General features: G+C 63.8%; 24 protein-coding genes. 3 read left to right on the top strand and 21 right to left on the bottom strand.

Features of this window, described 5'->3' with window-relative positions:
• Nucleotides 1–5 precede the first annotated feature (5 nt).
• The 9 genes from IM543_11495 to IM543_11455 form a co-directional block, all read right to left on the bottom strand.
• Complete coding sequence (locus tag IM543_11495; protein ID QOY96384.1) at nt 6–1,145, bottom strand: acyl-CoA dehydrogenase family protein; 1,140 nt, start codon at nt 1,143–1,145, stop codon at nt 6–8.
• Nucleotides 1,146–1,156: 11 nt separating this feature from the next.
• On the bottom strand, nt 1,157–2,371 hold the full coding sequence (locus tag IM543_11490; GenBank protein ID QOY96383.1) for an acyl-CoA dehydrogenase family protein: 1,215 nt from the start codon (nt 2,369–2,371) through the stop codon (nt 1,157–1,159).
• A gap of 127 nt (nt 2,372–2,498) precedes the next feature.
• Complete coding sequence (locus tag IM543_11485; protein ID QOY96382.1) at nt 2,499–3,218, bottom strand: PEP-CTERM sorting domain-containing protein; 720 nt, start codon at nt 3,216–3,218, stop codon at nt 2,499–2,501.
• Nucleotides 3,219–3,606: 388 nt separating this feature from the next.
• Entirely contained in the window at nt 3,607–5,913 is a 2,307-nt protein-coding gene (locus tag IM543_11480; protein ID QOY96381.1) for a carboxy terminal-processing peptidase, read from the bottom strand.
• 159 nt (nt 5,914–6,072) lie between these two features.
• Nucleotides 6,073–6,603, bottom strand: a complete 531-nt coding sequence (locus IM543_11475) for a hypothetical protein (GenBank protein ID QOY96380.1) — start codon at nt 6,601–6,603, stop codon at nt 6,073–6,075.
• A gap of 34 nt (nt 6,604–6,637) precedes the next feature.
• Nucleotides 6,638–7,189 carry a thymidine kinase gene (locus IM543_11470; protein QOY96379.1) on the bottom strand — a complete coding sequence of 184 codons (552 nt, stop codon included), beginning with the start codon at nt 7,187–7,189 and terminating at the stop codon, nt 6,638–6,640.
• 98 nt (nt 7,190–7,287) lie between these two features.
• Complete coding sequence (locus tag IM543_11465; protein ID QOY96378.1) at nt 7,288–7,842, bottom strand: sugar O-acetyltransferase; 555 nt, start codon at nt 7,840–7,842, stop codon at nt 7,288–7,290.
• A gap of 11 nt (nt 7,843–7,853) precedes the next feature.
• Entirely contained in the window at nt 7,854–10,094 is a 2,241-nt protein-coding gene (locus tag IM543_11460; protein ID QOY96377.1) for a penicillin acylase family protein, read from the bottom strand.
• A 44-nt stretch (nt 10,095–10,138) separates the two neighbouring features.
• On the bottom strand, nt 10,139–10,933 hold the full coding sequence (locus IM543_11455) for a hypothetical protein (GenBank protein QOY96376.1): 795 nt from the start codon (nt 10,931–10,933) through the stop codon (nt 10,139–10,141).
• A 257-nt stretch (nt 10,934–11,190) separates the two neighbouring features.
• Here IM543_11455 and IM543_11450 point away from each other — a divergent pair, with 257 nt between their 5' ends.
• Together IM543_11450 and IM543_11445 are read left to right on the top strand one after the other, a co-directional pair.
• Nucleotides 11,191–11,790: a hypothetical protein gene (locus IM543_11450; protein ID QOY96375.1), complete on the top strand. Its 600-nt coding sequence runs from the start codon at nt 11,191–11,193 to the stop codon at nt 11,788–11,790.
• A gap of 87 nt (nt 11,791–11,877) precedes the next feature.
• The gene (locus tag IM543_11445; protein ID QOY96374.1) at nt 11,878–12,459 is read left to right on the top strand and encodes a hypothetical protein; all 582 of its coding nucleotides are present in this window, start codon (nt 11,878–11,880) and stop codon (nt 12,457–12,459) included.
• Here the strand turns inward: IM543_11445 and IM543_11440 are convergent, their stop codons facing one another.
• The 11 genes from IM543_11440 to IM543_11390 form a co-directional block, all read right to left on the bottom strand.
• Nucleotides 12,460–12,711, bottom strand: a complete 252-nt coding sequence (locus tag IM543_11440) for a hypothetical protein (protein QOY96373.1) — start codon at nt 12,709–12,711, stop codon at nt 12,460–12,462.
• A 262-nt stretch (nt 12,712–12,973) separates the two neighbouring features.
• Nucleotides 12,974–13,609 carry a hypothetical protein gene (locus tag IM543_11435; GenBank protein QOY96372.1) on the bottom strand — a complete coding sequence of 212 codons (636 nt, stop codon included), beginning with the start codon at nt 13,607–13,609 and terminating at the stop codon, nt 12,974–12,976.
• Nucleotides 13,602–14,006, bottom strand: coding sequence for an HNH endonuclease (locus IM543_11430; GenBank protein QOY96371.1), 405 nt, complete (start codon nt 14,004–14,006; stop codon nt 13,602–13,604). Before IM543_11430 ends, IM543_11435 begins: the two co-directional genes overlap by 8 nt.
• Nucleotides 14,003–14,668 carry a DUF3850 domain-containing protein gene (locus tag IM543_11425; GenBank protein ID QOY96635.1) on the bottom strand — a complete coding sequence of 222 codons (666 nt, stop codon included), beginning with the start codon at nt 14,666–14,668 and terminating at the stop codon, nt 14,003–14,005. Before IM543_11425 ends, IM543_11430 begins: the two co-directional genes overlap by 4 nt.
• 217 nt (nt 14,669–14,885) lie before the next feature.
• Complete coding sequence (locus IM543_11420) at nt 14,886–15,701, bottom strand: hypothetical protein (protein ID QOY96370.1); 816 nt, start codon at nt 15,699–15,701, stop codon at nt 14,886–14,888.
• Nucleotides 15,702–15,704: 3 nt separating this feature from the next.
• A complete protein-coding gene (locus IM543_11415; GenBank protein ID QOY96369.1) occupies nt 15,705–17,075 on the bottom strand; it encodes a hypothetical protein in 1,371 nt (456 codons plus the stop codon).
• Entirely contained in the window at nt 17,072–17,482 is a 411-nt protein-coding gene (locus IM543_11410) for a hypothetical protein (protein QOY96368.1), read from the bottom strand. Before IM543_11410 ends, IM543_11415 begins: the two co-directional genes overlap by 4 nt.
• Nucleotides 17,479–17,868 (bottom strand): recombination protein NinB, encoded by a 390-nt coding sequence (locus tag IM543_11405; protein QOY96367.1) that lies wholly within the window; start codon nt 17,866–17,868, stop codon nt 17,479–17,481. Before IM543_11405 ends, IM543_11410 begins: the two co-directional genes overlap by 4 nt.
• A gap of 2 nt (nt 17,869–17,870) precedes the next feature.
• Nucleotides 17,871–18,923 (bottom strand): AAA family ATPase, encoded by a 1,053-nt coding sequence (locus tag IM543_11400; protein QOY96366.1) that lies wholly within the window; start codon nt 18,921–18,923, stop codon nt 17,871–17,873.
• 371 nt (nt 18,924–19,294) lie between these two features.
• Nucleotides 19,295–19,567: a hypothetical protein gene (locus IM543_11395; protein QOY96365.1), complete on the bottom strand. Its 273-nt coding sequence runs from the start codon at nt 19,565–19,567 to the stop codon at nt 19,295–19,297.
• 517 nt (nt 19,568–20,084) lie between these two features.
• Nucleotides 20,085–20,330 carry a hypothetical protein gene (locus IM543_11390; GenBank protein QOY96364.1) on the bottom strand — a complete coding sequence of 82 codons (246 nt, stop codon included), beginning with the start codon at nt 20,328–20,330 and terminating at the stop codon, nt 20,085–20,087.
• A gap of 82 nt (nt 20,331–20,412) precedes the next feature.
• Between IM543_11390 and IM543_11385 the strand changes: the two genes are divergently transcribed.
• Nucleotides 20,413–20,949 carry a hypothetical protein gene (locus IM543_11385; GenBank protein ID QOY96363.1) on the top strand — a complete coding sequence of 179 codons (537 nt, stop codon included), beginning with the start codon at nt 20,413–20,415 and terminating at the stop codon, nt 20,947–20,949.
• 301 nt (nt 20,950–21,250) lie between these two features.
• Here the strand turns inward: IM543_11385 and IM543_11380 are convergent, their stop codons facing one another.
• On the bottom strand, nt 21,251–21,670 hold the full coding sequence (locus IM543_11380; GenBank protein ID QOY96362.1) for a hypothetical protein: 420 nt from the start codon (nt 21,668–21,670) through the stop codon (nt 21,251–21,253).
• Nucleotides 21,671–21,684: the final 14 nt, after the last annotated feature.

The following is a 21,684-nucleotide window of genomic DNA, read 5'->3' as shown; positions in this document are numbered from 1 at the left end:
CTCCTTCACGCGGCCTGCTGGAAGCCCGGCTGCGCCATGAAGCGCGCCAGGTGGTGGTCGCGGTCGCCCAGGGTCAGCTCGATCATCGACAGGCGCTTGAAGTAGTGCGCGGCCGCCAGTTCGTCGGTGACGCCCATGCCGCCGTGCAGTTGCACCGCCCCCTGCCCGATGAAGCGCGCCGCCTGGCCGACGCGGTACTTGGCCGCGGAGACCACCCGGCGGCGCTCCGCCGCATCGGCGCCGTCGAGCTTCACGGCGGCCAGCATCGCCATCGAGCGCGCCTGCTCCAGGTGGATGAACATATCCGCCATCCGGTGCTGCAGGGCCTGGAACTTGCCGATCGGGACACCGAACTGCTGGCGCGTCTTGAGGTAGTCGAGCGTGGCCTCGAACAGCGCTTCCATCGCGCCCAGGGCTTCGGCGCACAGCAGGCCGGCGCCGTAGTCCGCCGCGGCGTCCAGGATGTCCCAGCCGGCGCCGGCCGCGCCGATCAGGGCCGAGGCCGGCAGCGCCACGCCGTCCAGGCGCAGGGTGGCCGCGCGCTGCCCGTCAAGGCTGCGGTAGCCCGTCACCTGCACGCCGGGCGCATCGTGCGGCAGCGCGAACAGGCTGATCCCGGCCTCGTCGCGCTGGCCGCCGGCACTGCGCGCCGACACGATCAGCACGCCGGCATCCTGCCCGTACACCACCGCGACTTTCTCGCCGCTCAGGCGCCAGCCCTCGCCCGCCTGCTCGGCGCGCAGCGCGATGTCGTGCAAGGCATGGCGCGCCTGGCGCTCGCCCAGCGCGCAGGCCAGTTTCAGGTCGCCGGCCGCCACCCGCTCGAGCAGCGCCGCATGGCCGCCGCCCAACTTGAGGAACTGCGCGCCCAGCACGGTGGCGAAATACGGTTCCAGCACCAATCCTCGGCCGAGCTCGCGCATGACGACGAACAGGTCGACGGCGCCGCCGTCGAAACCGCCCTGCGCTTCCGGCACCGGCAGCGCCGTCATGCCCAGTTCGGCCAGCGTGGCCCAGGCCTGGCTGGCGCTGCCCGCTTCGGATCGGAGCATGGCGCGGCGCTGTTCGAAGCTGTAGTCGCGCGCGATCCAGCGCTTGAGCGCATCGGCGAACTGGACCTGTTCGGGGTTGAAGTCGACATTCATCGGGATTCTCCTTACAGCCCCAGGATCATCTGGGAAATGATGTTGCGCTGGATCTCGTTCGAGCCCCCGTAGATGGAGGTCTTGCGGTAGTTGAAGTAGTAGGACGCGAGCGGCGCGGCATCGTCGTCGCCGCCGATGCCGTGCTCCTGCTCGCCCTCCAGGTAGGCCGCATCGAAGGCCAGGGCGAGCGGGCCGGCCGCTTCCAGCATCAGTTCGGTGAGTGCCTGCTGGATATCGGTGCCGCGCACCTTGAGTACCGATGCTTCCGGGCCCGGCGCCGCTTTTGCACCTTCCCTGGCCTGGGCCAGTACGCGCAGCACCGTCGTCTCGAGGGCCATCAGTTCGATCTCCAGGTCGGCGACCTTGGCGGCGAACAGCGGGTCTTCCAGCAAGGGGCGGCCGTTGTTCTGCTCGCGCCGCGCCAGGCGCTTCAGGAAGGCCAGTTCGCGCTTGCTGCGCCCGACGGCCGCGATGCCGGTGCGCTCATGGCCCAGCAGGTACTTGGCATAGGTCCAGCCGCGGTTTTCCTGGCCCACCAGGTTGGCGGCGGGTACCCGCACGTTGTCGAAGAAGACTTCGTTCACCTCGTGGTCTTCGTCGAGCATGATGATCGGCCGCACCGTCACGCCCGGCGCGTGCATGTCGATCAGCAGGAAGGAAATGCCCTCCTGCTTGCGCACGGACGGATCGGTGCGCACCAGGCAGAAGATCATGTCGGCGTGCTGGGCCAGCGTGGTCCAGGTCTTCTGGCCGTTGACGATGTAGTGTTCGCCGTCCGCGTCGACCCCGCGTACGGCGCTGGTCTTGAGCGAAGCCAGGTCGGAGCCCGCACCGGGTTCCGAATAGCCCTGGCACCACCAGTCCTCGCAGGACAGGATGCGCGGCAAGAAGTGGTCTTTCTGCTGCTGGTTGCCGAAGGCCATGATGACCGGGGCGACCATGTCGATACCGAAAGGCATCACACGCGGCGTGCCGGCGCGGGCGCATTCCTCCTCGAAGATGTGGCGTTGCACCGGGCTCCAGCCCGTGCCGCCGAACTCGACCGGCCAACCGGGCGCCACCCAGCCCTGTTTGGCGAGGATCTTGTGCCAGCGAACGAAATCGTCCTTGCTCAGCCGCAGGTGCTTGAGCACCTTGGCCTGCAAATCCTTGGGCAGATGGGAATCGAGGAAGGCGCGGACCTGGTCGCGAAAGGCCAGGTCCTCGTCCGAGTAGTGCAGGTCCATGTGGTCTCCTTGTGATTGCCGCCTTAAAAAGCACGGTCGTTCACAAGGATTGTACCCGACAGTTTTGCCGCCTGCTCGGGATTTGCAAGCGCGCATGCAGGGCGCATGGCGCGCCCTGCCGTGGTGATCAGCGCTGGCGGCGGCGGCCGATGGCGCCGGCGCCCACCATGCCCAGCAGCATCAGTGCAATGCTCGACGGTTCCGGCACTTCGGCTGCCGGCGCGACCACTTGACCGATCGGCACGCCGTTGTCGCCAGGCGTGGTCGATTCGATCGGGAGGAACACTGGCGGCGTCTGGCCATTGCCGTTGGATGCGCCGCCGCTCGATCCGTTGCCGCTCGAACCGTTGCCGCCCGAAGCGGCGCCGGTGTTGCCCGACATGCCGCCCGAACCGCCGGTGGAGCCGGTCTGGTTGCCGCCGCCCGACATCACCGGGGCCTTGGCCATCCCGTCCGAAATCACCGCGCCATCGACCGAACCGACGACCGACTTGCCCGGGCCCAAGGTCGCGGCAAGGATGCCGTGACCGGAAGCCAGCAGGTAGTTCGCCTCGATACCGTGCTGGAAGAACAAGGTGGTCTGGCCATTGACGTTGCCGACGTTGCCAGACACCTTACCCATCAACACGTCCATCAGGTTGGCGTCGGCGCCGGCGCTACGGCCCACACCGCCCACCAGGTTGAGATTGCCTTGCAGGACGCCCGAACCGAGCACGTCGGTACCGTTACCGGCGGTCCATCCGGAGACGAAATTTGCCTGGGTTGTCGGCTGGGAAGGGATGGTGTCCGCATGGGCAGCACCTGCACTGGCGAGCAACGCAGCGATCACGAGGCGGCGAATTGTCATGGCGATAACTCCTAAGGTGATATGAAATTGTTGTTTTTACAACCGTGGAGTTATGCTATCACAACTATAAAAAAGACAATGTTTTAGGCGAACTCAACCGTGCGCGGGGTATGAAACTAAGAAATTTACTCAGAATGAAGTAGGAATGATCCTACTGGAGGACTGGAGAAGACCGGGAATCCCGGGTTCGGAGCTTGTATTTTAAATAATTTGCGCCGGTGGAGCCGCACAGGACGGCAGGCGCCGTCGCGACTTGCCGGGCATGAGGATTGAACTGCCGAGCTGCTTGCCGGTCGAACGGCTGGTCGCGGCGCCAAACGACATGGCCGGGCCGTGCATCTGCACGACCCGGCCATTCAGGCGCCCGGCGCCATGGGCGCCCCCAGACTTAATCGCCGCTGCGTGGCGTCGCCATGTACGGCATGGCGCGCGAGGCCATCCGGGTATCGGTACGCAACATGCCCACTTCGTCGGCCAGGATATTGGCCGCTTCCTGCAGCAGGATGTCCTTGGCGTCCTTGGCCGCCTTTTCGGCCGCCAGCTCCGCCGCCAGGTCGCGCTCGTCGTATTGCAGGCCATCGTCCTGGCGCGGCGCGCCGCGCACCGACGTCACCGCCTTGGCCGGCTTGGTCGGCGCCGGCACCTTGCCGCGCGCTTCCTTGCCCGCCGGACCGGCAGCCGGCTCGTCGGTACTGATGCCGCTGGCGCCTGCGAGGCGCGCTTCGCGCAGCTTGGCGCGGGCCTCCTGGGCGTCGCGCTCCTTGCGGCGCACGGTCTCGTTCAGCGAGATCGCGTTTTCCTTGCGGATCTTCAGCACCTCGGCGATGTCTTCCTGCAGGAACTGGAATTCCTTGTCCTTGGCGATGCGGGCCTCGTGACGCTTCTGCAGCGGACCGATCAGCTCCTTGAGGTCGCCGGCAGGCGCGTAGTTGGCCGGCTTGATGGCCACCCACGGCAGCGCGTTGTCATACGAGGATTCGCCGAAGCTGTCGAGGTCGGCCAGGACCGGCAACTTGATGTCGGGCGTCACGCCGCGCAGCTGGGTGGTGCCGCCGTTGATGCGGAAGAACTGGGCGATGGTCATCTTCAGTTCGCCGTAGCGCACCTTCTCGGCCGGCGAGAAGCGATCCAGGTCGATCAGGGTCTGGACGGTGCCCTTGCCGAAACTCGGCTCGCCGATCACCAGGCCGCGGCCATAATCCTGCACCGCCGCGGCGAAGATCTCCGATGCCGATGCCGACCCACGGTTGATCAGCACGCCCATCGGGCCGTCCCAGGCCAGGCCGGCCTGCTGGTCGGATTCGACTTCGATGCGGCCCTGCGCGTCGCGCTGCTGCACCACCGGCCCCTTGTCGATGAACAGGCCGGTGAGTTCGATGGCTTCGGTCAGCGAACCGCCACCGTTGTTACGCAGGTCGATCAGGACGTTGTCCACCTTCTCTTTCTTGAGTTCGGCAAGGATGCGGGCCACGTCGCGGGTGGCGCTGCGGTAGTCCTTGTCGCCGCGGCGGCGGGCCTCGAAGTCGAGGTAGAAGGTCGGCAGCGAGATCACGCCGACGCGGCGCTTGACGCCGCCATCCTTGACTTCGATGATCGATTTCTTGGCGGCCTGCTCTTCCATGCTGATCTTCTTGCGCACCATGCTCACGGTGACATGCTTGGCGTCGGGCCCGGCGTCGCCCGGCAGCACGTCGAGGCGCACGGTGCTGCCTTTTTCGCCGCGCACCAGCTGGACCACGTCGTCGATGCGCCAGCCCAGTACGTCCGTGAACGCACCGTTGCCCTGCGCCACGCCGACGATGCGGTCGCCCACCTTCAGCTTGCCCGACAGCGCGGCCGGGCTGCCCGGGACGATTTCGCGGATGACCGTGTATTCGTCGCGCGACTGCAGCACCGCGCCGATGCCTTCCAGCGACAGGCGCATGGCGATGTCGAAGTTGTCGGCCGAACGCGGGCCGAGGTAGTTGGTGTGCGGCTCGATTGCGGTCGCGTACGCGTTCATGAACATCTGGAACACGTCTTCGTTGTTCAGCTTGCGGATACGGCCGACATAGTTGTCGTAGCGCTTGTCGAGGGTCTCGCGGATGGCCTTCTCGTCCTTGCCGGCCAGCTTCAGGCGCAGCCAGTCGTTCTTGACACGCTTGCGCCAGAGTTCGCGGATCTCGTCCTCGCTCTTGGCCCAGGGCGATTTTTCGCGGTCGAGCTCGATCGACTCGTCGAGGGCGAAGTCGGGACGGGTCTTGAGCAGCTGGCGCGCGTAGTTCATGCGCTCGGTGAAGCGCTGCTGGTAGAGGTTGTAGATGGCAAACGGAACGGTGAGGTTCTCGCTGTTGATCGCATCGTCCATCTTGGTGCGCATCGGGGCGAAGCCGTCGACGTCGGCCTGGGTGAAGTACAGCTTCTCGCTGTCGAGCGTTTCAAAGTACTTGTCGAAGATCTTGACCGACATGGCGTCGTCGAGCGGCACCGCCTTGTAGTGATAGCGGCCGAGCACGCGCGAGGCCCACAGCGCCGCCTGGGTCTGCTCGGCGAGCGGCTTGAGCTGCAGGTTGGCGGCGGCCGAGCCGGCGCCGGCGCCGACTGCCTTGGCCGGCGCGAGGGCGGCAAGCGCAGGCACTTTTTCGGGCTGGGCAGTCACCACGTGGGCGGACATCGCGAAGGCCATTGCGGCCATGATCAGGTGGTGCTTCTTCATTCGTCGTCTCTCCGAAACGGAAATTCTGTGCTTCAGCGCGACCGCGAGGCAGGCCGGTCAATACGCCCTTTGCGGGCCATTCTACAGGAAGCTGGGGGAAGGCAGAGCCGGCATCTGCGCATTTTCGCCCGACAATTAAGGCTGGCATAAGCCAGGCGTTCACCCTTTGACAAGCTGGAGCAGTTCGACGCGGTAAAAGGTGATCAGGCCGGCAAGCAGGAGCACCGGGATCCAGGGCCAGGAGCGCGCGGTCAGGCGCCAGTCCACCGGCGAGGGCCAGAACGACAGGAATTGCGGAGCCAGCAACAAGGCCAGCGCCAGGTCGAGCGGCTCGAACACCAGGCCATGGCGGGTGCGCCACCAGGCGGCGGCAAACGGCAGTGCGAGCACCAGCAGCGGCGCCAGCGCGCTCGGCGCGGCGTTGTACCAGCGCAGGTTGGCGAAGGTGACCGAGCCGAGCTCCCAGTTGTGGCCCTTGCCGCTGCCGCGGGCTTGTTTGATGCGCTTCGGAATCACGCTCAGGCCGACCGGTTCGGCATTGGTCAGCAGGCCGACCGAGAAATGCGCCAGCTCGTGGCACAGGGTGCCGGCGGCGGTAAATACGAAAAAGAGCGGATGCGCACCCGCGCCGATCCACAGCAGCAGCGCCAGCGCCGCCGAGGGCAGCAGGTACAGGAGGATGTCGCTCATCCGGATCAGCTGCGCCTCAGTCCTGCCGCGCCGCTCAGCGGGCGTAGAAGCAGCGGCCGCAGGCCTGGCGGTAGCTTTCGTTGCCGCCGATGCTGACCTGTTCGCCCTCGCGGATGCGGCGGCCCTCGCAATCGACCCGGATGTTCATGGTCGCCTTCTTGCCGCAGCTGCAGATGTTCTTGATTTCCTCGATGTCGTCGGCCAGGGCCAGCAGGTAGGCCGAACCCGGGAACGGTTGGCCGCGGAAATCGCTGCGCAAGCCGTAGCAGATGACCGGAATGCCGCGCACCTGGGCCACCTGGTGCAATTGTCCAACCTGGACGGTGGTCAGGAACTGGGCCTCGTCGACCAGGATGCAGGCCACCGGCGGTGCGCTGGCAAGAAAATCGGTCTGGCTATCGAACAGGTCGACCTGGCGCTGCGGGCCCAGGCGCGAGGTGATCCTGCCGACGCCGTAACGGTCGTCGATCGCCGCCGTGTAGAGCTTGACCTGCTGGCCCTGCTCTTCGTAGTTGTGCGCCACCTGCAACAGGGAGGTCGATTTGCCGGCGTTCATCGCCGAATACCTGAAATAGAGTTTTGCCACGGCACTGCCCTGAACTGCGGTTGTCGACACGGGTCGAGATGAAGAATTGCAGGATTATAACAAGCACCCCGCCCACGGCACCAGCGCCCCGGCGCCCCTCAGCCCGGGTGCGGGCGCGCCGGATTGCCGGCCACACGCGCGCCGTCCGGCACGTCGTGCGTGACCACGCTGCCGGCGCCGACCACGGCCTCGTCGCCGATGCGCACGCCCGGCAGGATGATGGCGCCGCCGCCGATCCAGGCGTTGCGGCCGATCGTGACCGGGCGCCCGGATTCCAGGCCGCTGCGGCGCAGTTCCGGGTCGAGCGGATGCTCGGCGGTGTAGATCTGCACCGCCGGACCGATGCGGGTATCGTCGCCGATCGTCACCGGCGCCACATCGAGGACGATGCAGTTGAAATTGACGAATACGCGGCTGCCAAGCCGGATGTTCCAGCCGTAGTCGCAATGGAAGGGCGGGCGCACGATGCTGCCCTCGCCCAGCGCCCCCAGGCGCTCGGCCAGCAGGGTGCGCCACACCGACGCGGGCTGTCCCAGTGCGGCGTTGTAGCGCGCCAGCCAGGCCGCGGCGAGGCTTTGCTCGGCCACCAGTTCGGGGTCGCTCGCGTGGTAGGGTTCGCCCGCCAGCATCCTGTGCCGCTCGCTCATGCGCATGTCGGTTCTTCCTACATTCCCGGGTGGTACTTGCGCTCCAGCTGCTGCTCGATGTCTTCCTTGTAGAACAGCACGTCCTTGAACTCGCCGCGGCTGTACATTTCCGCCTGGTCGGCAAAGTGCTTCGAGGCCGGGTTGTTGCTGTTGCCACCCGCAAGGATACTCTTGGCGCGCACGCGCGGGCCGAATTCCACCACCGCGACGAAGCTGTTGCCACGGTCGCCGTAGATGCGCTTGGTCTTTTGCTTGGCCACCATACCGAACGAGGCCAGCGAACCCCAGTTGGCCGACGCGAAGCCCACCGGCCAGCTCGGCTTGCCGTCGTCGTACTGCTGCTCGACCTCGCCGCTGGCGCGCTGGAAGCGGTTGATCTCGCCCCACGGGGTCTGCCAGCTGCCGAAGTCGGCGTCGAGCTTGCTCGATGCCCGCTGCAGCGACGCCAGGCGCTCGTCCGCATTCAGGCTGCCGGTGATGAAATCGACCACCGGCGTGCCCTGGGCGCGGGCGCGCGGCGCATGCTGGGCCACCATGTCCTGGGCCCAGTAGATGGCCAGCGAGGTCGGCTTGGAGTCCACGCCGGAGCGCAGGTCCCAGCCGCGCAGGCTGGCCACCTGGGCCGCCAGGGCCGCCTTGCGCGGGTCGCCCGCCGCCAGGGCGTCGTAGTCCTGCAGCAGCTGCGGCAGCAGCGGCTCGAAGGCGGTCAGGTAGCTGTCGTAGGCGGCCGCGATCAGGCTGTCGAGGGTGAAGCCGCGGGCATCCTTCAGGACCCGCTCGGCGTGGCGGCCGCGCGCGTTCTCCGGCAGCGACCACATGTAGGCCGGATAGTCCTGGCGCTTCGGGCTGCTCGCGCCGGAAGCGCTGAACGGCCAGTTGTTGGTATTCGAGATGTAGCCGCTGGCCGGGTTGAACAGCGTGATGGTGTCCGGGATGGCGTGCAGGCCCTGCCATTCGGTGGCGGGCGTGCTGCCGTCCACCGGCCTGGACCAGTCGAAGCGCGGGTCGCGCTTCGGAATGAAGTTGCCGTGGAAGTAGGCGATGTTGCCCTGCGCGTCGGCATACACCGTATTGTTCGACGAGTTGGTGCGCAGTTGCATCGCCTTGTAGAAGGCGGCGTAGTCGCGCGCCTTGGTGCGGGTGTAGGACTGCGTAAGCGCCTTGAGCGGCTCGTCCATCATCTTCACGGCCACCCACTTGCCGCCCTGCTCGCGCACCACCGGGCCGTGGTGGGTGAAGTAGGCCGTGACCGTGCGGCTGGCCATGGCGCCGGACGGGGTCTTGTAGGGCAGCGTGATCGGCCTTGCCCGCATCGGCCGCAAGCCATCGCCGTACCGGTAGAAGAATTTGCCGTCCCGCTCGACCACGGTCTCGAGGTATTCGTCGATGACGTCGCCGCCGCCCGAGGTATGCATCCAGCCGGCCTTGTCGTTGAAACCCTGGTAGATGAAGAACTGGCCCCAGGTCACGGCGCCGTAGGCATTCAGGCCCTGCTCGCTGACCATGTGCACTTCGGGCCGGAAGTAGAACGAGGTGTGCGGGTTAATCAGCAGCAGCGCATTCCCGGAACGCGACAGCCTGGGCGCGATTGCGAAGCCGTTCGAGCCGCGCGGCTCGGCATCGAAACCCTTGTCCAGGGCCGCCACCTTGTCTGCCATCGTTGCCTGGGGGCGCTTGCCGTAGAAGCGCGCCAGGTCCTTCAGGTCGATCGATTCGATATCGCCGCCGATGCTGCCCTCGCTGAAGCTCAGCGCCATCCAGGGCTCGAAACGGGTGATCAGCTTCGGCTTCACTTCCGGGTGGGTATGCAGGTAGTAGTTCAGGCCGTCGGCAAAGCCGACCATCAGCGCTTTCAGCCAGGCCGGGCTGGCGGCGTACTTGGCCTGCATGTCGGAAGGCTGGATGTACATCTTCATGCGCAGGTCGCGCCAGAGTTCCTGCTCGCCCTCGACCTCGGCCAGGCGGCCCATCGCATTGATGTAGTTGAGCTCGACCCGGTTGAAGTCGTCCTCGGCCTGCGCGTACAGCAGGCCGAACACGGCATCGGCGTCGCTCTTGCCGAACACGTGCGGGATGCCCCACTTGTCGCGCATGATCGTCACCCGCTGCGCCGTCTTCTTCCAGCGCGCCAGGTCGGACGCGGCCGGGGCCTGCCGGTCAGCCTGCGCCTGCGCCGGCGGCGCCGGTGCGGCGATGGCCGGTGCGGCGCCGAGAGCGCAGGCCAGGAAGGCCGGCAGGAGGATGCGGGTGCTCGTCATGCGATGTCTCCTTGTGCTGGTACTTGGGTAGCTGTTGATCGTGCTTACTGGGTGACGCCGGCGTGGACCAGGCGCTGCTTGAGCACTTCGTTCTCGGTCAACAAGGTCGCCACGCGGTCCTTCAGCGAGGCGATCTCGGCGCGCGCCGCCGCCAGCTCGTCGGCCGGGTCGCCCGCGACCGTCTCTTTCTTCGGGCGGGTGGCCATCTTCTGCTCGCGCACCTGGCGCGCGGCCTGCTGCAATTCCTTGCGTCCGCCGGCGACAGCGGCCTTCTGTACCTCTTCCGGCAGCTGGGCCACGTTGGCGGCCGCATTGATCGAGATCGCGCCGGTGCGCACCGCCTCGCGCAGCTCGGGCGTGGCGGCCTTCTGGATGCGTTCGATCTGGCTGATGGTATTGGCCGACACGCGCGCGGCCTTGGCCACGTCTTCGCGGGTGTTCCAGGGCGGCGGCGGGCGCGAATCGAGGTCGTCGGCTTCCGGCTCGGGCGGCGCCGATGCCAGCGCCTCGGCCATGCGGGCGGTGACGATCTCTTTCTTCTTGAGCGCCAGCACGCCGCGCTGGAAGTCCGACACGCTGCGGCGCGCCAGGTGGTTGTCGATCATCCACAGCATCACGTCGTCGATCGACGCGAAGTTGTTGTTGTGCACGGTACGGAAAGGAATCCCGTGCTTCTGGCAGATCTCGTAGCGGTTATGGCCGTCGATCAGGGTGTCGCGCCACAGCACCAGCGCGTCGCGGCAGCCCTCGGCCAGCAGGCTGCGCTCGAGCGCGGCGTATTCGATGTCGGTCAGTGGGTCGACGAAGGCGCGCAGTTCGTCATTGATAGTGATGTTCAATTCTTGTCCTCATGCTACGGCGGGAAGGGGGTACGCCGCCGTTCGGCATGCTACACCATACCGGCGGCACGACCAATGGATGAGTGCATGGATCGAAGCCCGGCACGCTCGGCTGCCCTGCGTTTGCTCATCCGCTGGGCTGCGCTTGCGCAGGCCATTCTTGTCAAAAAGGTATTTACTGAATACTAAGCTTGTCTGATTGATCAGCCACGCCAGGCAGCGCGTCTCGACCGAACCGTCATGCAAGGAGTTGGATCATGCCCAATCAATGCACTGCACCGTATCGTCACCTCGCCAGGATGGCCGCCACCGTCCTGCTCGTCGTTCCCGCCCTGGTCGGATGCGCGACCGGCCGTGGTCCCTCCTCGGCGGCGCCGGACCTGGCCGGCTGGGCGGAGCCTTGCGCCGAACAGCGGAGCAAGATCAGGCTCGAGCGACTCGACAAGCACGCGATGCAGGCCGCCATGGCGGACGGCATCAGCACCGGCCTGGCAATCTCGAGCGGCGCGCTCGAGCTGAATCCGCTGATCGCGACCTCGCCGGCCGGGCTGATTGCGCTCACCGGCGCCAAGATCGGCCTGGTGAAACTCGCCGACAAGCTGCCGGAAGACGAGAAACGGCTGGTCATCAAGACCTCGGGCGCGCTGTGGAGTGGCGCCGCCGTCAACAACCCGGCGGTCTTGCTGTCGGCCTCGCCGCCGGTCGCGATCGCCGCCGGTGTGGTGGCCGGCGTGCTGTGGTGGCGCCATAGCACCCGGGTGTACGAGGGGGCGGATCGGGAGATCGCGGCGCGCAGCGAAGCGCCGCCGGCAAATCCGCACAGGGGCACGGTAGCGGTGGTCGCGGCGGCGCACTGACGAAGCAGCGACACTGGACACCTGGGCCGACATAGCCATCGCGGAAACAGCAGGATAGCAGGGGGATGACTGCCTTGATTTCGGCACATGCCGCAGGGGGCATGCACCTTGTGCCCGGAGCCGGTAGCGTTAACTCTGCAAATTCAACAGGTTGCAGAGGGAGCTGCCAAAAAAATGCCAGAAAATTCCGCCACCGATTTGGCCTATTGGGAGGCGCTTTATCAGCGCGAGCGCTACAGGGAGCCGATCAGGGAATTAAGCGCCGGAGTCGACCGGCACTTCCAGTGGGATTGCGCCAATAGCACTCAGAAGATTCCCATCAAATGGCTTGAGCATTATGCACGATGCTTTCACTTTAGCGACGATGAAATTCGGGCAGCGCGCACGGCCTCGAGTATGCCGCAGGCGAGCGGGGTCTATTTTCTATTCCGCGGCGACGTGTGCATCTACGTTGGACAGAGCCAAAACTTCGCTGCTCGAGCTGAGCAGCATGAACGCAATGGGTTCGAGTGGACTTCGCACACGTACATCGAAGTGCCGAAGTTTCACGCGCCGGCGGTCGAGGCCTACTACATTCGTCGCCTGAGTCCTCCGCTGAACGGCTACATTCCGCGGCTGAGCACCTACTTCGACATCGTTAAGAAGCTCGGCTTGGACCGAGCCTCCTGATCAGGCCTGCAAGCTTTCCGCCCACCGGACTACCTCGCGGGCCTTGTAGAGCGGATGCCCGGTGCCGTTCGCCGTCTGGATGCGGATCGGCTTCGGGAAGCTCGGCAAACATAGAATCTTGTCTCGCACTGTGCTATGGGACCGCTTCAGGTAGGCCGCGATGTGCGACGCATCCCAGAGGTCGAACTCGATCGGGATCACCTTCTCGCTGAGCTTCTGCAGGATCGCGCTCAAGATTTCCTTCTCACTCATTGCCTTTCTCCTTTCCTATCACTTCCGTATTCTCGTGCACACACCCCGCGCATCGCGGATCCGGCGTTGTCTTCGTATATTGGCACTCGGTCGTCATCAAGAACGGCACGGCGACCATGCGCCGGCGACCGGCCGCGGCTTGTTGTGGCAGCCGTTGAGGGTCATGCCTGGCCTCCCTTGCCGCACCGCTCCCAAATACGCCCGAACCAGAAGCCGATGCCGAAGATCGCGAACACGATGCCGCCGATGAACAGCGATTCCATTACGCGCTCCCTTCTGCTGCATTGCCTGGATGAGCAACCATTGCGGCGTCGATCATCATGCGCAAGCCGAGCAATTCGTCTTCCTCAGTCGGCTCGTCGCGTCCACTATGTTTCGCAAAATGGATGGCGTATTGGTGCTTATCCCACTTGACGCCGACGAACCCGTCAATATCGCGCATGAGGAACTGAAGACGCGCCGCATCCCGCGCTTCCTCTCCCTGCCGCTCATCGCGCTTGGCCCACACGACATGCTCGTAGGGCACGTCTTTGCGCGTGTTGTCTACCCACTTGCCGTCGATGACACGCTCGCGGCTGATGGTAAGAGGCCGAGTGCGGCAGCGGCGCTCCCCAACGAAGTCCACATGGAATGCGGCATGGATCGGGGCGCTCTGGTCGAGCGTCAGCAGGTTGCGCACCATGTCGCCCACGGTCTTGATCGGTCCCCATCCCTCTCCCTGCCTTTGTGTTGAGGGAGAAGAACGGCGAGCCATCTTGAAGCCGGTCCAGTAATCCTCGATTGCCTCGGCTAAGTAACGCCCATCGGGCCAGCGGTCCAGTGCGTCACGCGGGGCATCAAGTTTGCGGATTTCGGCTTCAAACTCGGCGCGCAGCTCGCGCTCTTGGTGGTCATCCATTGGCAGACTCCTGTGCTACGCGCTCGAAGTGGAAGACCACAGCGGCGCCGGTTTCAACGATCAGCCCGTACGACTTGGCGAGCCGGTAGATGGGGTGGTATTGGTTCAGCGAATTCACATGCCCAGCGAGCCAGTTGCGCCAACCTTCCAACGTCATGCTGTGCTTGCTGATGTTGCATGGAGCGCATGCCGGCATGAAGTTGTCTAGGCGGTTGCTCTCGGGCCGATGGAATTCCCCGCTGGCGATCAAGCCCTTGCCGCTTACGAACTTCAACTTGCGTTCGCAGGGCTCGAAGTGATCCGCATGGAACCGCTCACCAAGCTCGCAGCCGCAGTAGGCGCACCGGCCGCCGAACTTGGCGCGCAGATCGGTGCGCTGCGCCTTCGTCAGCCTCATTTCCACTCTCCCTTATTAGATGCAGCAAGAGCAGCGCGCTCGACCGTGAAGCCGTCAGGGTTGATTCCAGCGTCGAGGCAAATCTTGTGCGCGCTGTTGCTACCTGTGGCGAACAGCTCGGACGCAAATTCCCTGTTCGTCATAGTCCTGACAAGTCGGATGGGCTGCTCGGTGATGCGTCGCGCGTTCGCCATGAGGTACCAGTCCTCACGGTGGCCGTGCGCATCATCCTTTGCAGGCAGAGCGCAGCAGGATGCAATGGCAGCGCGGGCGTAGTCCTGCATCTGCGCTTTGCTAAACGCTGGGTAGCTATGATCGGCGTAGGTGCAGGCTGGGCGTGGCAGTTCCGGCAGTTCTGGCAATGCCTGTACTGGCTCATTCGGTGCAGCAGGGGATTGTGCTGCGCCCCCGGCGAACGACAGAATGCACCAGCCGTCAGCGAGGCCGTAGCCGGTCTGGATGTGGCTGACCGTGCGCGTGGTGGTGCGGCCAGTGTATTCAAGCGGCGCGCCTGCCTTGATTTCCGCCCCGGTGTGCGTGGTTTCGCGCAGCAGCAGCGTGTCGCCAACGGCAAAGCCACGATCATCGAAGCGGATTTCGTGGGTCTTCGCGCCAGCCAGGACAGCGGCAAATACTGCTGGGTCGGTTTTGAGTTCGTGCATGGCGTGTCCGGTCAGTTCGCTATTCAGTGTGCTAGTCATGCTGCGCCGCCTTTCTTCCTGCATTGTTCATATGCGCGCTTTGCCTGCGCTTTCTTTTTGGCTTCATCGCGGCTGTTTGCCTCAACCTGCCACACTTCGCACGCGGCATAGTCGGGATCGTTCGGCTTGCCGCCCGTGCTCCACTCCCCGCTTGGGAATCGCGCTACTGTCCAGAGCATCACGCGCCCTCCCTGGTGGGCTGGATAGGGGCAGATGCAGACTTGAGGGCGGTGTCGATGTGAGCGACAAGATCCTCATACGAGACAAATTTGCTGTTGCGCGCTTTGCCGGCGTAGAACTGGATCGCCAGCGCGCGGAACTCGGGCGTGTCTATGCTCGGCACTTCCTTGGGGGAGTGCTGGGCGAGCGTGGCGCGTAGTTCGTCCATCACGTCGATCAGCGCGCATTTGACTTGCAAGTCGCGCTCGCCTTCGATCTGCTTCTGCATGGCCTTCACTTGCTCTACGATGCAGGCCCGCGCAGGCACCACCCAAAACGGGAACGGTTCGCCATCAGCACACATCGCGTGGGCAGTCTCTTCATCTCGGAACGCAACAGATGTGTGCTCGCCATTCACGACGGCAACAGCCACCCATCCATCAGGCTTGCTCGGCACTTCTGCACCGGAATGAGTGGCAAGAGCTGCGCGCCACGAGTCCAGCATGCAGTTCGCTTCCTTGGCGTAGTATGCGAATTCGCCCTCTGCGTAGAAGCCGCTGAACGTGTCGTCAGGGTAGCCGGCACGCTTCATCGCCGCCTCAAACATCGCCCGCTCGTCGCCCACCACTCCCGCTACTGGCTTGGCCTGTGCTCGGGTGAGTTCGTACTGCATCGCGCTCAAGACGTTGGCGGTCGCTCCGTCGTCGCGCGCCAAATCGAAGTCTTCGCCCTTCAAGCTGCTCGACAAGAGTCCGAGATAGAACTCGCGCGCACCGGTGACGATCTTGCGCACCACTGCTTCCGGCACTCCTGCTGCATTGTTCTTGGTGTCCATGTCTTATCCTTTCTTTGCGAGAGCTGCGCGGTCGAGACGTTCAATGTCGGCTAGGATGAGTGCGCCAGCCCGCACGAGGTTGCTACGGCGGTCACGCGGCTTCCACCAACTTGCATCCCAAGGCCAGAAGCGCAGGTAATCGCCCACGTTGCCAACCGGCTCGGTGTGTAGGGCATAGCACGCTGCTGCCGCTGCCATTTGACCCGCGCTGTGCTCATCATCGTGATCTGGCGTCCAGCCTTCGACTTCGATCTGGCGGCGGCGCTCGGCCAGCACATCAATCGCGGCCTGCTCCTGCTGCTGTACTGGATGCGCGTACGGAAGCATTGCCTCGATCTGCTCAGTGGTCGCCGCATCAGGGTCGCACAGCACATCGAGAATATGAGCAGGGCAACCAGCCGCGCCTGCGATCTGATACGCATACGCGATAATCGTCAGCAGCTTCTCCGGGTCTGGATGTGATGGAGATGCGGCAGTAGGGGCAGATTGGGACTTGAGATCGAGAACTGCGCGAGCGATTCCCGGCTCTCCTTTTTCTGTAACGAGTTTTGCGGCTGCATCGAGCGCTTGATTTTTCACGCTCTCAAAGGTCACGGATGGTTGATGTTTTAGCTTGCGAATTTCTCGCGCCGCGACGCCTCCAACCATGTAGACGCTAGCCGCTTCCTCCAGTGCTGCATCGCGTGCCTCGTCGGGCTGGCTGATAGTGGTGGCGAGAGCCGAGAGCTGGTCGGCGTGCTCCAGTGCCAAGTCGGCGGCGTCATGGCGCGCGTCGCGGTGACCTTCCTTGTAAAGCAAGCGGCTGGCTTCGTTTGGGAACGAGTCATCCTTGCGGCGGCAGGGGATGTTCATAATCGCGCTCGGCAGGTCCAGCACTGAGGCGGGCTTGCTGGTAGTAGGAGCGGCAGACTTGAGGACTTCGCCCACCAACGCGTCCGACAGGTCGTAGACGCGCTGCTCACCCAAACTGGTAGCGCTGGTGATGATCGAAACGAACTTCATTTTCAGCGCGCGGGCGTCGGGCAGTGCAGCAGGGGCGGCACGGGTGTAGACAGGCTGGCACTTGCCGTTGTTGCCCTTGGCGATTTCCCGCGCCGCCAGTTCCGTGCGGTAGATGTTCCCCGATTTATTGCCTGCGTAAGTCACTAGCCACGCTACCGGCTTCGCCTCTTCTGCTGGTGCTGCGCTGAGAAGGGCGGCGACGTCGTTGTAGCCCACCCATGGGCCTTCGCGCGTCGGGCGCATGCCTTCGTCGCTCATGTACCAGCGGGTCAGGCTCGTCAGGTCTGCCGATGCCTTATTTACAGAGCCGGATTCGCTCCAGTCGAGCGGCTGGTCGGGGAGCTTGTCGGTAATGCGGCGATCTTGGGTCATGCTGCCTCCTTGTGTTCTTGGTTTGCGGGGCCGAACAGGGCCGCGATAAGTGGGTCTCGTGGGATGCCGATCTGTACTGCCTTGTGGATGCCGCGCTTCGGAGCGATCATTTCGTCCAAGCCCGGGTCGTGCGACGGCAGCGCAGGGTCGGCGCCCAGGGCCCACAACGCCGGCCTGATGCCCGGCTCGCTGACGACGCGGATCATGCGCAGGTTCACGTGCATGTGCGTCAGATAGGTGCGCAGCGTGGCGCGGTTGCCTGGCAGGCCTTCGAACAGGTCGCCGACCGGCTTCGGGCCGTCCTGCAGGCGTGCTTCATACGTCTCGATTGCGGTGTCGCGCGCGGCGATCTGCTCGAAGCGGCTTGGGCGATATCCGGCGGCGGATGGGCGTCCTTTGGTATTCATGCTGCAGCCCCTTCCCTCTTCTCAAACTCGACGCCCTGATGAGCACCGAAGGCAAAAATAAGTTCGATCAACTCCGAAAACTCGGCCTTGCTGTACGTCCTGGTGCGCTCGCCGAACACGACGAAGCCACCGTCAAGCCCGGGCGCCGAGCGCTGTTTACGCAGGGATGCGGTGAGCAGGTCCTTCCAGTCGTCGGCCGACAGCTTCACGCCGTACCACACAACCTGGTCGGCTAGCTTCTGCAGCAGTGGCCACATGAGGGCGTTCTGCTCCAGGCTGCGGGTCGGCTCGGCCACGGTGACGCAGTAGCCGGCCGGCGCCGCGGCGATGCACTGGATTGCGTTCTGGCGAGCCTGGTCGTGGGCGAGGATGAACGTGCGTTTCATGGTCAGAGCGGGACGTCGTCCAGTTGAACTGCGGCGCCGCCGTTGGTCTTCTCGAAGTAAGGCGCGCCGTTGAGCTCCAGGTGCAGCGAGTCAAAGCCGGTCTTTATCTCGTCGAGCTTGTAGCTCTCGACTTCACGCCAGGCCGTCGTCTGGAAGTGCTTCTTCAGCAGGGCGATGACCTTTTCCTTGCCATCCTGCGAGCGGCCCGAGATTCCGTGCTCGGTCATCAGGTTCTGGATTTTCTCCAGGTAGATTTGCCGCTGCTCTTCGCGGTACTTCCAGTCGTGCGCGCTGCCGAGCTCCGGAATGATCCCGTCGCTGTTGCGGCTGGTGTCGACGCCCAGCTGCGCGCCGCCCAGGTTCAGCAGCTCGATGTGCGGCAGGAAGTCGCGGAAGGTCGGGTTGACGAACTCGCTCCCGTCGATGACGTTGAAGCGCTCCTTCAGGATGTAGGCCCGGCGGATCTGGCGCTTGGTCTCGAACTCCATCTGGCGCTCCATCAACACGAGGATGGACGGCTCGTAGCCGGTCTCGGTCTCGGCCTTCATCTTCACGCCGGTCTTCTCAAGCTCCTTCTTGCCGTTCTCTTCGTTCTGGAAGAAGTCGTACTCATAGCCCATGCGGCCGCACATGATGATGTGCAGGGCCGAGTTCACGTAGACGTCGGTGAAACGGCGCCATTCACTCTTGAGGAAGGCCCAATCTTGAAACTCGAGGCCGCGGCGACGGTTGCGCTTGCGGGCGTACGACTCCGTGAACTCCGTCCAGAAGTGCGTGATCGAGTCAATTAGCAGCAGGCTGCCGTTGCGCTCCGCCTCCTGCACCGCCGGCACCAGGTCAGCAAAGGCGCGGGTCTTCGCCTGCATCATCTTGATGCCCGCCTGATCGAACAGCGGCTTCACGTAGTCGCTGCCGGTCTCGGTGTCGAGGAAGTACACCGGCTTGTTGGCGTACTCGATGCCCCGCTCCTGCAGGTACTGAATCAGGCCGATGGCGACGTTTGCCGAGGTGTGAGTCTTGCCCGAGCCAGCCAGGCCCATAAAGCCAGCCTTCATGTAGGCTTGGGTATGTTCTGCTGGTTTGAAGAGGCTTTTCATTTGCTGCTCCAATTAATTTCAGTTCGGGTCCCAATGTCATCCAGGCTCGCGCCCAGAATCAGCAGGCCCATGATGATGACGAGTGCGGTGGCGAGGCGGCGGATCATCCCGGCAGCCCTCCAACGATCGCGCTCACGGCGCCGGCGACCCAGAACAGCACGCCGACAGCCTTCCATGCAGCGGCGCGGATTTCGTGCTCGCTCATTTCGACACCATCACGGTTACCGCCAGCGCGCCGCCGTCATACGCGGCATCCATCAGCGAATCGCGATTACCGATGGCGGTGTAAGTCGCGGTGCCGGTGGGGTACTTGGCTTTGATGAGGAAGGTCATGCGGCCACCTCTTCGGAATACTTGACGCCACAGAACGGGCAGAACGTGAAAATCATGTTCTGGGTCTGCTTCTTCGCTTTCGTGCCGCCCTTCTTCAAAGGGAATGCCGCCTCAGCCGAAATCGTCATGCAACCTTTTTGCTCGAGCTTGTCGCCGAGGATCAGCGCGTAGCCAGTCAGCGAGACCTGATGGCCAGTGGCCTCCGGGCTCATTTCCTTGAAGCGGTTCAGCAGCTTTTCCTCGATGTCCTTTTTGCAGTTGCAGGCCATGCTTTTCTCCGTGTAGTTGTTGTGTGGTGGCCGAAGCCCCTACTTCGTCGCGGTGCAGGCGCTGGGCCAGCGGTCACCACACGACTGGCGACTGGCGGTTGGCCGGTCAGTCCAACTTATTGCGAGGTCACTTACCGCTTTCACCCCCTCCGCTACAAGCCCCTGATGCGGGGCACGCTTTGGGCGGCGCAACCAATCGCCAGTCGTGTGGCGCCGGTCTTTCCCGGCCTGTCAGGGCATGCTCAGTTCCCACTGTCCCTACTGTCTCGGCCGGGCCTGCCAACCGACGCTTTACCGGGCGCCGGGCACGTGCTGCAACTTCTGCATCGCCAGCCTGTGAACGTCGGACTCACTTGGCTGGTACGTCTCGTCGTCCCACTCTTCCCTCAGCTCCGTCTCTGCAGCTGCGCAGGCTTCGTCGTAGGCTCGGTCAGCAAGGTCCTGCTGTCGCAGTCGGCGCTGTACGAGGTGATCGTCGTAGTCCGAGAAGCGCATTTCGAGGGCATGGGTTAGCGCGTCAGCGCTTTGGGGCGGCTTTGTCGCAGCCGGGTGTTGCCCCGTTGTCGAGGGTTACAGCTGGGTGGAAGTTGTCATGCGTCAGGCGCTGCTGATCGAACCATTGCGAATCGCGCAGTGCGCCATCTTCACCACAGCGTGGCGCGAGAAGGACTTGGTTGCAGCCAGTGAGGTACTGGACATAGCCAGTAGCTACGCCCATGAAGCCGGTGATCTTGTCGCGGTAGGTGTGTCCAAGTTGAATCATTTAGTTCTCCAGTCGGGGCTCGTGGGTGAGTTCGGTTGCGTGCTCTTAACTACAACTTCAGGTTACAGCAAGCGAACTCATCTTGCAAGAAAAAGTTGTAACGAAAGTTGTAACCGTGGTGCAGATGTCTTACGATGAGTTGGCCAGGCTGGATCTGGCGGCGCGGCGCCGGCGCACGGGCGTAAAAAAGCCCGCGAGTGCGGGCGTGGAGGATGGGATGGAACTACAGGATCAAACGGCCTTGAAGCCGGTGGCGTTGAGGTTGGAGGCTGACTTCAGCGACTACCGAAGAGACCTCGCCAGGATCTTCTCACTTCTTAAATCCAGGGATACCCGAGAGCGCATCGATAGTCGCCTGCTGGACCGACTCGATGAGGCGATGACGGGTCTCGGCGGTGACGAACTGTTCGAGCTTGTCAGTGCGTCCGCACCCGACACAGGTCACCTCACTATCAAGGTTCAAATCGGCGGGGTGCTTAAAGACCTTGCCGCCGCACTGCGGGCATTGGGTTTTGAGTTCCATGATGCGCCTATCAGTCCTATTCGCATCGTGCCTGAATTTACAAATTCTGAAGTCGAATCTCGGTTTGCGCACCTAAAACCAAATCGCAACGCTTGACGCCGCTAGCACTAGAAACGAAAAGCCGGCTAACCACGATAAATACGACGGGTGATCCATCACCCCAGCGGAGATGATCTGGGAAACAGAGCTCATCTTGACGCATAGGGAGCTCCGCAAAGGAGTCCGGCAGGTAGTCTGGCGGGCTTCCTTTTATCCCCAACTCGGCTAGGTCATTGGCGAAATTCAGTATTACCGGGAAATCTCTCATGTGATCTTTCATGGTTGGTGGAACTAATGAGTCTGCATAGAGCCGTCAATCACCTAATCATCATCCTGCGGCAGATCGAGGCGCGGGTGGTCAAGCCTGAAGCGCGGCACCGCACCTTCCACATTCAGTGTCGTCGCCGCCGCCCATGCTGCGGCACTTGGGGCAGATAGAGACCGCTGAAGGCGCATTAGCGACCTTGGGTGCTGGCTTCTCGTCCAGGAAATCAAGCAGCCCCTCACCCTCTCGCAACTGGACGGGCGCCGGCGCCAGCGCGGCCGGGCGCATCGAGGCGAAGCCGGTGAGGATCGCGCCCACAACGGCTAAAACGCCAGAGAAGATGAGAAGGTTTTGGCGCTGCGCCATCCTGTCGATGTTCGCCACATCAGCAGCCGGGGTGCGAATTCCGTAGCCGAAATCCTGGGCTGGCACATGAACGCTGACGTCCATATTCAGCGCGTAACCGCCAAGCAGCAGGCCGGCCACCAAGATCGCAATTCCTAGTTCTTTCATTCCCTACCTCCTTT

The sequence above is a fragment of the Massilia sp. UMI-21 genome (assembly GCA_015277795.1).
GTDB lineage: Bacteria > Pseudomonadota > Gammaproteobacteria > Burkholderiales > Burkholderiaceae_D > Telluria.
The sequence above is the reverse complement of the archived record's forward strand: the minus strand, read 5'-3'. Positions and strand labels throughout refer to the sequence as shown.